Source organism: Cellvibrio fibrivorans, assembly GCF_031457055.1.
GTDB lineage: Bacteria > Pseudomonadota > Gammaproteobacteria > Pseudomonadales > Cellvibrionaceae > Cellvibrio > Cellvibrio fibrivorans.
Genome location: NZ_JAVDVX010000004.1, coordinates 89,805 through 104,723, shown reverse-complemented (window position 1 = coordinate 104,723; position 14,919 = coordinate 89,805). Strand labels below are relative to the sequence as shown.

The following is a 14,919-nucleotide window of genomic DNA, read 5'->3' as shown; positions in this document are numbered from 1 at the left end:
GTTGGCAATTGGTTTCTGGGCGTGTTGTTGGTGGAGGCCAGGTTTGGTTCTGCTGAAAAGATTGTCGTTGTTGTTAATCGGCTGTTGTGCAATGACCACCTCAGCTGAGGGGAGTAATCCAACCACCACTGAATTGGGCAAAATGCTCAGTTCCTCTACCTTGATCGCCCGCGAAATTGAGGTGCAGATGGTGGCTTTGCAGTTGGATGTCGCAGAGGGACGCCAGACACTCGACTCCCGCCATTTGACCCAGGCGGTAATCGGCTTTTACGAGCAGCGCCAATATCGCCCGATCTGGGATCAAGCGGGGCGTCTTGAGCAGTTGATCGGTGCCCTGGAGTCAGTTGAGGCGGACGGCCTTACGCCCGAGGACTACCAAGTTGAGCAGCTGCGCCATGCTTTGCCTTTGTTGGGCGACAATTCCCCCGAGGCCATTCCTTTGCGCGTTGCCGATGAGCTGCGCGCGACCAATGCCTATTTGCGTGCGCTCTATCATCTTTATAACGGCAAGGTCGACCCCGCCGGCCTCGACCCGCAGTGGAATTTTGAATTGCAGGATATGGCTCCGGTAGCCGATGGCGCGCGCGTAGCCGATAGTATTGAGACCGGGCAAATTGCCCAGCTGTTCGAGCAAACCCGGCCACAGCATCCGATTTATCGTAGCTTCAAGGCGGGTTTACAGCAGTATCGCCAACTGGCGCTCTTGGGGGGTTGGCCGTCTTTGCCCGTTGGGGCGACGCTCAAACCCTGCGCTGTTGATCCGCAGGTTGCGATATTGCGCCAGCGTCTGCGGGTGACGGGGGAGTATATCGATCCGGTATTGCCTGATGCTGGAGTGAATCAATCGCCTGCCCAGATCTGTTTAATCGCCAACGCTAAAGCGGCCTCATTGGCTGCGTCTAGCAGAGCCGCCAGTTCTGTTGCCGACGAGCTATCGCCCACTATGCGCAGCTCGGGACAATCCAGTTCTGCAGACTCAGTGTTTACTGAGGAAGCGGTTTTTAGCAGTCAGTCTTCGGCACAATCCTCCAGCGTTGCGCCAGTGAATCCCGATGAGGTGTTTGATGAATATCTGGTGGAAGCGGTAAAAAAATTCCAGCGCGAGCAATATCTGGAAGTGGATGGCGCCATAGGCCCGGCTACACGCGCGGCGCTCAATGTGTCGGTGCAATCGCGTATTGACCAGATTCGTGTCAACCTCGACCGCGCGCGCTGGCTGTTGCACAACATCCCGCCGGAGATGTTATTGGTCGATGTGGCCGGGTTTAAAATCACCTACTTCAAAGCCAGCCAACCGATCTGGCGTTCGCGCGTGCAAGTGGGTATGGCTTATCGCACCAGCCCGATTTTCAAATCAGAAGTGAATTACATCACCCTCAACCCGACCTGGACGGTACCGCCCACGATTTTGCGCAAAGATGTACTGCCCAAGGTGCGCAAGGATATCAACTACCTGCGCGAGCATAACATCCGCGTGCTGGACAGCAGCGGCAAGCAGCTCGATCCGGCCACAATCGATTGGTACAAGCCGGGCAATATCACCCTGCGCCAGGACGCCGGCGAGGATGCGGCGCTCGGCAAAGCGGTGATTCGCTTCCCCAATGCTTACGCTGTTTATTTGCACGATACGCCGCACCAGAAATTGTTCAACAAAAGCCAGCGCGCGTTTAGTTCGGGTTGCATCCGCGTGGAGCGGGCATTGGAGCTGGTTGAATTGCTGCTGGCTGAGACGCCCTCCTGGGATTCAGCGGCGATCAACAAGGCTCTGGCAACCGGTAAAACCCGCAATGTCACACTGGCCAAACGTGTGCCCATACTGCTCGCCTATTGGACAGTAGATGCCGTCAGCGAAACCCAAATTGCCTTCAAGCCGGATATCTATGCGCGCGACGCCAAGGTACTCGCCGCCCTGAATAAGCGTAGTTAGCCTGAAAAGTGAGCGAAAAGAGTAGATTTTGGTGACTTATTGAGTGATCGCGGCATGCAAATTTGTATTTATGCCAAGTCGCGACTAGCGTTAATAGGAATTTAGACCATAAGCCGAATTGTTTTTTGACTAGCCGGCTTGTAAGAAAAGTCCCACGCGTAATAGCTCACCAAGGATCAACACCAAATGGCCACCAAAAAGACCTCGCGCACGACTGAGACACTGGAACAGGATGATTTGATTACCCTGGATTCACCTCCAGATGCAGAGGTCATTAACCTGCTCACGCCAGCGCCCAGCAATGGCTATATGTATTTCACCGAACGGGACCTGAACAAAATCCTGTTCAACCTGGATACCCTGCGCTCCAGCGTCTACCCGCATCTTGCCAACATTCAAGATGCAGAGAATTTCAAGCAGCCGCAATTTCCCTCGGTGTGCCTCATTGGACTTGGTCGCTGCGGTTCCAATATCGCATTGGATGTCGCCTCGCTGGTGTACAACGCGCGCAATTTTTACCTCAACGAATTTAACAGCGAAGAAAAAGAAACCCGCGAACAAGATAAACCCATGCGCTGGATCAAGCGCAGTTTGCATTTAAAAGGTGGCCACCAACTTAAGCCGGTGTTTTTAATCGAGCCATTGGTGATGCTCGGCGATTTGGATAAAGACATCGAAGGCCGGATTCGTTTTTCGCACAAAGGTGAGCGCTCCGGTTTCCTCAAGGATTACACCAAAATGAAAATCATGGACTTGTCTGAAGTCCATGCCGGTGGTTCCGGTAATGCGCCAATCCTCGGCCAATATCTCGCCAAAATAATTCTCAATAAAGATACCCAACGCTTTTCCAATCCCGATTGGAAATTTGTGCACTCCTATTTAATTGATTCCTGCGGTATTAAAGCTAACCAATCGCGCCTGTATTTTTATATTTTCAGCGCTGGTGGTGGTACCGGTTCAGGCATGGCGAGTGAATTTGGCTTGGCTCAGCAGTATGCCTACATGAGCAAAACTTTCGATGCGCGCGCGCAAAGCGAAAACGCAGAAAATCGCGGCCACTCATTTGTGTTTGAGCCGATTTTCACCAGCGGTATTTGCATACTGCCGAATATTTCTGATCACGGTGTGGAGATGTCGGAGGCGCTGCATATCAATGCAGGGCGTTTGCTGTGTAAATACTTATCGGAAGAGTGGGATTTTTCTTACAACTTTGATAACGAAGACAGCAGTGAAGCCAGTGTGATGCATCGCATCCGCCCCTGGAATGCGATGATGCTGATCTCCAACGACATCATGCGTTACGCTGAAGCAACTGATGATGGCAATATCCAGCACATCGATGTCAACGCCATGGAGAAATACGCCAACCAATATATTTCCCAGCAAATTTTTAACATTCTCACCGCCCAAGCGGTAACGACTGATTACGACGAAAATTATTTCCGTCGCGCGGGAATCGATATTGGCGAAACCATTCGCCTCGATGCCAACGATTTGTTTATGAGCCTCGCTGGCCCAGTGGCAGTTGCCTATGCCGAGTCCGTCATTCCGAATATGATGCCGCAGGGCGTCGATAAATTACGCGGTATAGATACCAAAAAAATTGGCGAATTAAATATTGATGATTTGTTCTACCGCTCAATTGATTTGCCGCACTTTAACAAAGTAACCCAAGCAATTGAGGGCATTAGTTTGCTGCCCATCGAATCCGGCCGTTACCGCGACTCGCTGGCAAAATATTTACAGAAAGGCTATGACGCTGAGGAGTTGAAAGACCTGCATTTCTTTAAAAATTGCTCGTCAATTGTGTCAATTATCTCATTGCCAAAAGATTACAAGTTGTCCTACATGGATTTGAATAAACTCAAATCCCATTTGAATGCCTTATTCCCCAATACCACATTGAAACGCTACGCCTTGGTGATCGGTGCTTCAGCCAATATTTCATTGACCACATTGATCGTAAAAAGCCCTTGCTTGAGTGATGATTTCCTCACCCTGATTGTGGCCTTTATTAAACGTTGCTTTGCCAAGGACCCGTACCGGTTTGATGAGCAATTGGACACGGCTATGCTCGATTTTATCCGCGCCGAAGAGTTCGATGAAAAGTTAGTGGATAAAATGCTCAATGAGTATGAAAACCCTGCCAAGATTCTCGATACCAACTGGTACGCGATCAAACCCATGTACGAGAAAAAATATCGCGAACTGATCAATGACGCCGATAAATTCTGCTCTATCAACGATATTCGCCTGTCGCGCGACAGTGTGAAGAAGGCGATTAAATACTTACGTGAAATATATCGCCACAAAATCAGCAAAACGCGCATTGTCTCACTCAATACGCTATCTGCACCAAGCACCAAAGACTAAGCCGAAGCACACAAAACTACCAAGGAGCCGCAAGGCTCCTTTTTTATTTGGTCGCATTAATGGTGTGTAACCGGTAACCATATTTCAACATCTCCTTTGCCAATTTGCGGGTCAAATTTTTCGCCGTATCGCTCAAAAAAATGCAATGCATTTTCAGGTGCAGTTGCGTGGCGATAATTAGAGTTTGGTAGCCATTGGTCAAATGCAAAGCCAATGGTATCCCTGATGTGGTTGATGTGACCTTCATGGGTGAATACAGCATAGGTTTGCGAGGGAATAATAAACGGGCTAAATGTGTCTGGCAGTCCGGTGAAATCCCATACCGCACAACCAGCCATGTAATAGTATTCATGTCCTTGCAGATGAATACACAAACCGTAATCTGTAACACCAACACGCTGTGGAATTGCATCCCAGCAGGCAACCAACCGCTGCCAGAGTTGCGGGATTTTTTGTGCGGCATGCTCATCCAATTGTTCACGCAAACCGGCAATTAATAACGGACCTGCAGTTTCAAAACGCGGAGATAAGACCGCGTTCGGATCAAGCAAAATGCTGTTGGAATCGTTCATCTTTTTCTGGGTCCAGTTCGCGGATGGGTCGAATTTCAATGGTGCCAAAACGCGCCGGCGGGATTTTACTGGCGAGTTGCAGTGCTTCATTCAAGTCGCGCGCATCGAGCAAATAAAATCCTGCTAGCTGTTCTTTAGTTTCCGCAAAGGGGCCGTCGGTAATGACGGTTTTGCCATCGCGGATGCGCAGGCTGGTGGCGGTAGCGGTTGGATGCAGTGCGTTGCCGCCAATCATTTTTCCACTCGCGCGCAGGCCTTCACCGCAAGCGACGCATTCGTTGTTCAGTGATTTCCATTCGCTCGATGTCATATTGTTAATAATATTTTCATCATAAAAAACCATGCACAGATATTTCATAGCAACTCCATTAACAATTAAAAATCAGGACTGTACGTGATTGGGGTCCATATACATGATCTCCCAGTGGTGACCATCCAGATCTTCAAAACCGTGGTAATACATGAACCCATAATCAAGCGGCTCGGCAGGCCAGGCTTTGCCGCCACCGGCTACCGCTTTGCTTATCGTATCATCGACTTTTTCGCGGCTTTCGCAAGAGAGGCAAACAATTACTTCCTTGGTTGCGTGGCCGTTGGCAAGCTCTTTTGATGTAAAGGTTTTAAATTTGGGTTCGGTCACCAACATGGAATAAATGGTATCGCTAATCACCATGCAGGCGGCATGTTCGTCAGTGAATTGCGGGTTGAATGTATAGCCGAGATTTCCAAAAAAAGTTTTGGATTTTTCCAGATCTTTAACCGGAAAGTTGATAAATACTTGCGTTGGCATAGTCTGGTTGCTCCTGCTAGTCGGTTTAAAATAGTTACGTTTTTATTCGTAGCGTACGATGCTTTTAAATCCACCGTAGGCCATGCGCTTGAAATCAAAGGGTGGATTATCTTTGTCGCACATGTCGGCCAGGCGCGGGTCTGCCATCACCAGTGCATTGATGCGGTCGCGTTCTTCACGCGAGGGGTAAACAATCCAGGCAATAACAACGGTTTCATTGTCTTTGCAGCCCGCCGATGTGCGAAAGGAGGTCATGTCCTGAATATCCAGGTCATCACCCACGCATTCCCAATAGGCAATAGCACCATGCTCTTTCCAAACGGCACCGGCTTTATTCGCCATTTGCTGGTATTCCGCCAGCTTTTCGGATGCGAGGGGCAGTAAAAAACCATCAACATAGTGGCTCATAGTAGTTCTCCTTCAGGTTAATAATGAGGTGTTTCACTGATTAGTCGAATGGCGTCGGGGGAAATCGACAGCCGCGTGAAGAAAATTATAAATATCTGCATATTGCTGCTTAACATGCACGATTGTTGGGTTTTTCCCTTACGAGTGCATTTGGTCAGAATCTGGAAAAACTTTATGCGCCAGCAGGATTCACCGCTAAAATGAATCTCTCTAGATTAATACCGCCTTTTAAAAAGGCGGTATTAATAAAAGAGAGTAATGGGGCAAGGAGACGGCGTTTGGATTATCGAATTGCTCAAAAAACCATTGTTTGGATAACTAATAGGATATAAGTATGACTTTTGAGAAAATATTTTCTTTATTTGGTGTTATTGCAGGATTAACAGTAGGCAGTCACCTGATGGCGCAGGATGAGCCCGGGATAGACCCAACTTTAAGGATAGAGCCAAAGACTGCCGATGTATTGGTCGGGCAAAAGTTTGATATCGCCGTATACCTTCCCTATAACATTCAGCTGCCGGTAAATCGACCCGATTTTGAGCCTATTTACCCGCTACCTTACCCGTCACCAGCGCTGGCACCGCAACGTGGGCCATCAGCGTTGAAAATATACGCGTCAGTTAATAACTATGATGTGAGCGCTTGGTTTCATGAATGTATAGAGCAACATTGGGCACTAGCGGTAAACGAGCGTGTATTGCTGTGCAAAAGCTCGGATTACACCCCTTTCGTTGAAGGTATCAATGAATTAAAAATTTCCATTCAGCAATTTAATGAGCCAATTTACGTTGCCAAGGCTTCTTATCATCTCAGTAAAAGCCAGCGTAAATTCTATGATCTTGCGGGTGCGCCAGAACCGAAGCGATTTGTAGTGAGAGGGACAAGTTTCAATACATCAGCCAATATTTCAGTGGTTGCCGGTCAGCGCGTAATAATCAAATCGGCCGGGCGGATTAATGTATGGCCCAGCAATGTAGGTTATCCACTTTCTTCACCTAGAGGTACTGAACCCTGCGGGCAGCTTTGTCTCCTTCCCGGCGCATATTTAGGTGCACTGTTGGTGAAAATTGGCCCTTACGGGCGCTGGTTGGTTGCGGGTGAAAATTATGTATTAAATGCAGATCGTGCCGGCGAATTATTTTTTGCTGTCAACGATAAAACTACACCAGCAGAGATTGGCGATAATCTTGGCAGCTACGAGGTTAGTGTCGGTCGCTATTGATTTCTGATTTAGTGAAAATCCCTGGGTAATCTTGCCAGGGATTTTATTGACTACCACAAAACACCCATCATAAATTTTTTTGAGTCACTATTTTCTTTAGTAGTTATTTTTGAAATATCAAAACAGCATTCATTAACTCTGTAAGGAGCATCGCTATGAAATATCAAGGTAGCTGTCATTGCGGCAATATTAAGTTTGAAGTGGATGGGGAGATTGATGGCGCTCTGTCGTGCAATTGTTCAATTTGCCAGCGCAAAGGTTCGCTGTTGTCTTTTTTTTCAGGCGATCAATTTACTCTGCTAAGTTCGGGTGAGAATGTGGGGTCTTACCTGTTTAATAAACATGTTATCGACCACAAATTTTGTCAGGTCTGCGGCATTAGCCCCTATTCAGAAGGAAAAGATCCGCAGGGCAATCGCTCTGTTGCGGTGAATATCCGCTGTATCGAAAATATTGATCTGGAGAAAATTCCAGTCACCCATTTTAATGGGCGGGATTTTTAATCCAACCGTTTCATTAATTTATTCCGAGTCAGTTTAATGGACGAGCATCAATCTCTTCTGCACGCTATTTATTATTTGCTCGCTGCTACCATCGCAGTGCCTTTGTTTCGGCGCCTGGGTTTGGGGGCGATTCTCGGCTATTTGGTGGCGGGGGCGATTATCGGTCCACACGAATTGGGATTGATTTATCAACCGGAAGCTACCTTTCAATTTTCCGAGTTGGGCGTGGTGTTGCTGTTGTTTGTTATCGGCCTGGAATTAAATCCGCACCAGTTATGGAAGATGCGGTTGGATGTCGGGGTATTAGGCAGTGCACAAATGCTACTCACGGCACTCGCGATTACGGGATTGATTGCGGTGTTCCTGGATTTGACCTGGCAGCAGGGATTTATGATTGGTCTCGCTCTCGCGCTTTCATCCACCGCGTTTGCAGTGCCCTTGATGGAAGAACATAAAATCATGGGGGTGCCGATTGGCCGTAAGGGATTTTCAATTCTGCTGTTACAAGACCTTGCGGTCATCCCTATTTTATTATTGCTCGCCAACTGGGCGCCCTCGGGCGATACAGAACATCAGGTGCCTTGGTGGATGGGATTGTGCACAGTTGCATTTTTATTATTAGCCGGTGCGCGGATTTTTAATCCGCTGTTACAGGTTGTAGCTAAATACGGCAGCCGCGAAATTCTTACCGCCGCCGGGTTATTGATTGTGTTGAGTGTCGCCTACTTAATGCAGATGGTCGGCTTCTCTATGAGTATGGGCGCATTTCTTGCCGGCATGCTACTGGCTCAATCCAGCTTTCGTCACCAATTAGCGGCCGATATAGAACCCTTCAAAGGATTGCTGCTCGGTTTATTTTTTATCGCGGTGGGCATGTCGCTGAATCTGCGTTTGTTATTTGCTGAGCCCCTAATGATTCTGCTATTCGCACTGACGTTAATGTTGGTGAAGGTTTTAGTGGTAACACTCATCCTGCGTATTCAAAAATTTCCGCTGAAGGATGGCTTGTTAATGGGGGTGATGCTTGCGCAGGGGGGCGAGTTTGCTTTTGTGGTCATGGCGACAGCTGAACAATCGGCATTTATCCCCAAGGAAATTGGTAATTACGTTGTGTTGGTAGTGGGTATCTCCATGGCACTGACCAGCCCATTGGTTATGCTCTACGAGCTGGTTGGACGCAAGCGAACCATGCAAGAAAATGCACAGCAGGAATCGCAGCAGGAAGAAAACTCATTGAAGGAGTTGGATCAAGCGGATGCGCACAAGGCCGAAGTTATTATTGCGGGGTTTGGTCGCTTCGGCCAAATTATTGGTCGTATCCTCACCGCCAGCAATATTCCGTTTAATGCGCTGGATAAAAATCCCGACCACATTGAATTTCTAAAAAATTACGGCGTTAAAAGTTATTACGGTGATGCCACACGGATTGAATTATTGGAGGCGGCAGGTATTCGTGAAGCTAAAGTACTAGTGGTGGCTCTGGTGAATATTGAAGCATCATTAGCTGTTGTTCGGTTGGTGAAAGCACATTTTCCACACATCACTTTGATTGTCCGTGCGCGCGACCGCGCTCATGCTTATCAATTGGCGGAGCTGGGAGTAGAAAACCCCATTCGCGAAATTTACGAATCCAGTCTCAGCGCCGCTATGCGCACATTAACAGAGGTGGGCTACACCGAAGGTCAATCGCAAAACGCCATTGATATTTTCCGTGAACACGACCAAAGCTTGCTTCACCAGGCAATCGCGATTAGTAAAGACCCGAAAGAATTAGCGCTGCTGGTTAAACAGAGCCGCAAGGAATTAAAGGATTTGTTTAGTAAAGATGTGCAGTTGTAATGATGGGCTTAATCAAGGGCAAACTTACAGTGAGAGCCGGGTAGAATGGCAATATAAACTGGTGGAAAATGAGGTGGTTGCAGTTGTTCACAGATTCTTAAGTCTGCCTTAAGGTTTGGCCGGTAAGCTTCTGGGTTTGCAATAATCATTTGATCGATGTGCCCACTATGAAATGGAGTTTTTGTAAATATCCCTGCGTTTTTATGTTGTTGGCACCAACTGCTATTGCAATTGATGCTTACCCTACCTTCAAAATCGAAATAACTAAAAGTATTTTTGATCCAGATGTGGTGGTTGTTCCTGCCAACACAAGAATAAAGCTCCTTGTTGTGAATAATGATAAGACGGCAGAAGAGTTTAAGAGTGGGACACTAAGGCTAAAAAAAATTATTATGGGCAACTCTCAAGCCATTCTCTTTGTTGGCCCACTACCTACAGGCGATTATCCATTTTCCGGTGCATTCCACCCGCGGCTTGCCAGCGGGCTTGTTCGTGTATCTTTAGCAGCCGAAATCAAAAAATAAATCGTAACTATAATCACTGTACTCCTTGTCCCCCCATTTCCTTTTTTTGTGTCTTAAGTTTTCCTTAATTTTGTTTGTCTAGACTAGCTTTCACTGAATGGTAGTGAGTGAGCTCCGCCATTTGCTACACATTGGGTTGGATGGTCTAGGCTCAGTATTAGCCAGGCGCTGTTGGCGATTATTATTAATAGTTGATCTAAACCATGATGGTTAACACGAAAATTTCTTTGCGCACGCATTGTTTTATGCCTATTACTGGATTGTGTGTCGCATCAATACTTATAGCGATCGGAAATGTTGATCGCCATCTTGCAGATTATTTCTATTCAATACAGGGCAATAGTTGGGCCTGGAAAGAGAGTTGGCTCGCTGAAGACTTCTTTCATAAAGGTGGCCGTTCTCTATCTATTCTACTGGCGCTTTTACTCTTGGTGTTGGTGATAGCGTCGCGTTTCAGCTTTTGGTTGTCGCCACATAAAAAACCACTTCTTTATCTATTTGTTGCCACCGCGGGCAGCAGTTTGCTTATTAGCTTGCTCAAATCATCACTTGCAGTTTCCTGCCCGTGGGAATTTGACCGCTATGGCGGTGATCTTCCCTATGCCAATGTTTTTGATCAATTAGTCTTGCGTAACGGCGAAGGTTGTTTTCCTGCTGGGCATGCCAGCGCTGGCTATGCATGGATCTCTGCGTATTTTTTGGGGGTGCATTATCAATCCCGATGGCGCTGGTTAGGTCTGGCTATTCCTTTACTTGTAGGCATGGTGCTGGGGGTGGTGCAACAAATTCGCGGCGCACATTTTCTCTCGCATGATCTTTGGTCGTTGGCTATTTGCTGGTTTTTTTCTCTTTCTATGTTCTTTGCATTTTTCAGTGTTTTTGCTAAAGGAAATGATGCTGAGGAGTTGGTATGTCAATAAGTATTTCTGTTGTTCCCGAATCTTCAAGGTCTTTATCCCGATTGGGATCCACCAGTGCAGCGCTAATTATTGCACTTTTATTCGTTGCTTTTTATAACACATCTTTTTTTGAAGCAATATTTGGTCTGGTGGATTACAGAAGTTTGCGTGGAATTATTTTTATTGCAAATATCAGCCTCGTGTTATGGTTGTGCACATTTATATTCATTTCATTGTTAACTCTTCCTTATGTATTAAAACCAAGCTTGTCCATTATATTTTTTTGCGCAGCAGGCGTGGCATACTTTATGGACTCCTACGGTGTTGTTATCCATAGGTTGATGATCCAGAATGTGATGGAAACTGATTTATCAGAAACGAGAGATCTGATCAGTGTTCGGTTAGTATTGTATTTTTTTGCATTGGGGTTACTGCCTTCATTGATGCTATTCAATATGGATCTCAGCTATGGCAGCTTCAAATCTGAATTGTGGCGTAAGTGCAAATTTATTGTCCTGGCATTTATTGCCTGTCTGGCCTTAATTTTAAGCATGTCGATGGACTATGCCTCGTTTTTTCGCAATCACAAAAATATTCGTCAGATGGCAAATCCGTTGAATTTTATTTATGCAGGGCTATCCTACGCTTTCACAGGTAACGGCATTATTGAAGTAAAACCGATTGAAAATGACGCAGCGGTTAGCATTTTTGGACAATCCCAAGCAAAACCAACACTGTTTATCCTGGTTGTCGGTGAAACGGCGCGTGCCGATCACTTTGGCATTAATGGTTACGAGCGCGACACTACGCCACTGATTGCTCAACAACACATTATCAACTTCTCCAAGGTGACATCCTGCGGCACTGAAACTGCGGTATCAGTCCCTTGCATGTTCTCCAATCTTGGTCGTAGCGGTTATTCGGATTCCAAAGCCAAGTCTCAAGAGGGTTTGCTTGATGTGATTAACCACGCGGGCTTTTCTGTTTTATGGCGTGATAACAACTCAAGTTGCAAAGGCACTTGTAACCGTGTGGCTTATGAAGAGATGCAACACCTACAATTACCGGAGTTGTGTGAGGGTGCAGAGTGTTTTGATGAAATACTGTTGCATCAGCTAGATGAAAAAGTGGCTGCTGCCAAAGGTAGTAAGGTTATAGTGCTACATCAAAAAGGTAGCCACGGGCCGGACTATTTTGAGCGTTACCCACAAGAAAAAGAAATTTTTACTCCGGTTTGTAAAACCAATCAATTGCAGAATTGTACAAAGGAAGAAGTTGTAAATGCATTTGATAATACCATTCACTACACCGATTATTTTTTGAATAAGACGATTGAATGGCTCAAGACGAAAAATGCAGAGTACAACACCTCGTTAATTTATTTGTCTGATCATGGCGAATCCTTGGGTGAAAATGGTTTATACCTGCACGGCATGCCTTATTCGATTGCACCTCAAGAGCAAAAGCAAGTTCCCTTTTTTATGTGGCTCTCAGAGGGGTACTCGGCGGCTAATCATGTCGATATCCAGTGTTTAAAATCGCTGGACGAAAATAATTACTCGCATGACAATCTTTTTCATACCGTATTGGGCATGCTAAATATCCAGACCGCTGTATATCGTACGGATTTGGATATGCTTGTTCCATGCCGTGAAAAATTCGTGCAATAAAATTTATTTAAGTATCCCTTAAGCAATGTTAACTAGGCTATTCCTATAGGCTGTATTTTTCGTGTTGAAAAATATTGAATAACGACTCCTGTGGTGAATTGCTGTGAATAGATCACGCAAGTGCCTTATTTCACTCCCGGCCTTTGGCCTCTGTTGTTTGTTTGCATTGGGTGTAGAGGCAAGCGAACTGCCTCATGGTTGCATCGCGCCTGATTGCCTGACGGTGCTATCAAATGCAGATGGTGTCGATAAGGACGGCACCAATAAAGATAACAATAACAAACCGGTAGTAATCAATATCCGTATACACCCTATTTTTGATGAATCACTGCCAGCCGAAAATAACTTTCTGTTTCGCCTCGCTAATCGTTTGCATATAGATACCCATGAAAAGGTGGTCGCGCGGGATTTGCTGGTTGAAGATGGCGATTATCTTGATGCATCGCTGCTCGCTGAGAGTGAACGTATCCTGCGCACAAGACATTATTTTAATAGCGCCAGTGTCACCTCTATTCCGGAAGAAGAGGGTCAGGTTAATGTTGATGTGCGCGAAGTCTGGACGCTTTTGCCGTCGGTAAGTTATTCGCATACAGGTGGTAAAACATCTTCTGGTTTGGGGCTGCGTGATTCGAATTTTCTAGGGTATGGAAAGACCGTCAGCATTGTGCACAACAGTTCAGCTGAGCGTAGCGGTGACTCATTTGATTATTTTGACCCCAACACAGGATGGCACCAAACCACCCTGGGATTGAGCTATGACAACAATAGTGATGGGCAACGCCGTAAAGTTGAATTTATTCGTCCTTATTTTTCCCTCAGTACGGTCAATGCGGGCGGTATCACCTACGAACAGTTTGATCGCGAAGACAGTGTTTACAATGCAGGCGAAATTGTTTCTTTGTATGGACACAGCGCAGACAAACGAGAATTTTTTTACGGAGCCAAGCTAGCCTTTAGTAATAAACACAACATCCATCGTTGGAATGTAGGCTATGCAGAAGAAGAGGATGTATTTTTTAATTTGCAGGATACCAATGAACTTCTAGTGCCACGCAATCGTCATTTTAATACGACATGGATTGAATATTCGTATATCCAGGACGGTTACATTGAAGCAAATAACATTCAGCAAATTAATCGTATTGAAGATATCAATTTAGGATTGGAGTCGCGTGTGCGTATTGGCCATGCTGATTCTATTTATCCTGAATATGACAACACCTACCAGCTTACGCAGGATCTCAGCCAAGGTTTTCTCCTTAGCCCGGCTAGTTTATTGTTGGCATCGATACACTTGGATGGCCGCTACAATCAGGGGCGGGTTTACAATGGTCTTGTTGAGGGAAAAATTGCCTATCACTGGCAAAACTTTCCTGCAGGTCAGCTCTATGTTTCTTTGCAGGGCGCGCGCGGTTTGCGTTTGTTTGGTGATCACGAATTGAGTTTGGGGGGCGATATGGGCTTGCGTGGTTATCCAGCATTTTACGAAACCGGTGATAAGCGTTATTTGTTGACACTGGAGCAACGCTTTTATGGCGAGCGTGAGTGGTTTTCCCTGTTTCATATGGGCTACGCCGTTTTTTATGATCAAGGGCGTGCATGGGGCGATAGCTTGATTCCGCAAACTCAAACCGGGCAGTTACGTGATGTTGGTATTGGGCTGCGCATCTCCGGAACACGCACGGGCAGCCGTGATGACAGTGGGCACAATGTATTGCATATTGATCTGGCGACGCCACTGGATGGCGGTGGGGAGGTGTCACAGTTACAGTGGTTGGTTAAGGTTAAAAGCTCGTTTTAATCTGCACTCAATAAAAAACCGACATCTGCTACAGCGACAACAAAGGTGATGATAAACATCTGCCCCCATCGTATATAGCGCTTACACAAAGCGATAAAAACCGGGTCGTTGGTCTGTTGAAAAGCGTTGGATGTGATGTAGCAATAGAGCGCCAGGCTGGTCGTATCATCCTGTAGTTCTTCATAGAGTTTAAATTCCGAAAAACAATCGTGCAGGTTTTTTTGGGCGTAAGCGAGGATCCGGTTGCGCAGATATATTGTACAAACAACCATGAGCAGCAATATGCAAAAGGTTGCATAAGGGGCTATTTCAAACACTGGTGTGGAGAAAATGTACACAGTGATCATCCGTGGCAATAAAGAAAGACATATTGAACATTCAGTTAAACGAA

14 protein-coding genes are annotated in these 14,919 nt (G+C 46.3%); 9 read left to right on the top strand and 5 right to left on the bottom strand.

The features are described 5' to 3' along the window. Window positions 1-91 precede the first annotated feature (91 nt). A complete protein-coding gene (locus J2X05_RS11790) occupies window positions 92-1,927 on the top strand; it encodes a L,D-transpeptidase family protein (RefSeq protein WP_310072669.1) in 1,836 nt (611 codons plus the stop codon). A gap of 186 nt (window positions 1,928-2,113) precedes the next feature. Beyond that, window positions 2,114-4,300, top strand: a complete 2,187-nt coding sequence (locus J2X05_RS11785) for a hypothetical protein (RefSeq protein WP_310072667.1) — start codon at window positions 2,114-2,116, stop codon at window positions 4,298-4,300. 56 nt (window positions 4,301-4,356) lie between these two features. Here J2X05_RS11785 and J2X05_RS11780 read toward each other — a convergent pair whose 3' ends face one another. Genes J2X05_RS11780 through J2X05_RS11765 form a run of 4 tightly spaced genes read right to left on the bottom strand, consistent with a single transcriptional unit; the run spans window position 4,357 to window position 6,070 of the window. Further along, complete coding sequence (locus J2X05_RS11780; RefSeq protein ID WP_310072666.1) at window positions 4,357-4,872, bottom strand: GyrI-like domain-containing protein; 516 nt, start codon at window positions 4,870-4,872, stop codon at window positions 4,357-4,359. Next, entirely contained in the window at window positions 4,844-5,230 is a 387-nt protein-coding gene (locus J2X05_RS11775) for a YciI family protein (RefSeq protein ID WP_310072665.1), read from the bottom strand. The genes J2X05_RS11780 and J2X05_RS11775 overlap by 29 nt, the downstream gene beginning before the upstream one ends. Before the next feature lie 24 nt (window positions 5,231-5,254). Further along, on the bottom strand, window positions 5,255-5,662 hold the full coding sequence (locus J2X05_RS11770) for a VOC family protein (protein ID WP_310072663.1): 408 nt from the start codon (window positions 5,660-5,662) through the stop codon (window positions 5,255-5,257). 42 nt (window positions 5,663-5,704) lie between these two features. Continuing rightward, window positions 5,705-6,070, bottom strand: a complete 366-nt coding sequence (locus J2X05_RS11765) for a DUF1428 domain-containing protein (protein WP_310072661.1) — start codon at window positions 6,068-6,070, stop codon at window positions 5,705-5,707. Between the two features lie 334 nt (window positions 6,071-6,404). Between J2X05_RS11765 and J2X05_RS11760 the strand changes: the two genes are divergently transcribed. From J2X05_RS11760 to J2X05_RS11730, 7 genes are all read left to right on the top strand, one after another. Then, a complete protein-coding gene (locus tag J2X05_RS11760; protein WP_310072660.1) occupies window positions 6,405-7,292 on the top strand; it encodes a hypothetical protein in 888 nt (295 codons plus the stop codon). Window positions 7,293-7,447: 155 nt separating this feature from the next. Next, the gene (locus tag J2X05_RS11755; protein ID WP_310072658.1) at window positions 7,448-7,795 is read left to right on the top strand and encodes a GFA family protein; all 348 of its coding nucleotides are present in this window, start codon (window positions 7,448-7,450) and stop codon (window positions 7,793-7,795) included. A gap of 36 nt (window positions 7,796-7,831) precedes the next feature. Beyond that, window positions 7,832-9,634 (top strand): monovalent cation:proton antiporter-2 (CPA2) family protein, encoded by a 1,803-nt coding sequence (locus J2X05_RS11750; protein ID WP_310072656.1) that lies wholly within the window; start codon window positions 7,832-7,834, stop codon window positions 9,632-9,634. A gap of 167 nt (window positions 9,635-9,801) precedes the next feature. Beyond that, window positions 9,802-10,158, top strand: coding sequence for a cupredoxin domain-containing protein (locus J2X05_RS11745; protein ID WP_310072653.1), 357 nt, complete (start codon window positions 9,802-9,804; stop codon window positions 10,156-10,158). A gap of 203 nt (window positions 10,159-10,361) precedes the next feature. Then, on the top strand, window positions 10,362-11,078 hold the full coding sequence (locus J2X05_RS11740) for a phosphatase PAP2 family protein (protein ID WP_310072651.1): 717 nt from the start codon (window positions 10,362-10,364) through the stop codon (window positions 11,076-11,078). Further along, the gene (locus tag J2X05_RS11735) at window positions 11,069-12,727 is read left to right on the top strand and encodes a phosphoethanolamine transferase (protein WP_310072649.1); all 1,659 of its coding nucleotides are present in this window, start codon (window positions 11,069-11,071) and stop codon (window positions 12,725-12,727) included. The genes J2X05_RS11740 and J2X05_RS11735 overlap by 10 nt, the downstream gene beginning before the upstream one ends. Before the next feature lie 103 nt (window positions 12,728-12,830). Then, window positions 12,831-14,528, top strand: a complete 1,698-nt coding sequence (locus J2X05_RS11730) for a BamA/TamA family outer membrane protein (protein WP_310072647.1) — start codon at window positions 12,831-12,833, stop codon at window positions 14,526-14,528. Here J2X05_RS11730 and J2X05_RS11725 read toward each other — a convergent pair. After that, window positions 14,525-14,866, bottom strand: coding sequence for a hypothetical protein (locus J2X05_RS11725; RefSeq protein ID WP_310072645.1), 342 nt, complete (start codon window positions 14,864-14,866; stop codon window positions 14,525-14,527). The two genes, J2X05_RS11730 and J2X05_RS11725, sit on opposite strands and share 4 nt — an antisense overlap. Window positions 14,867-14,919: the final 53 nt, after the last annotated feature.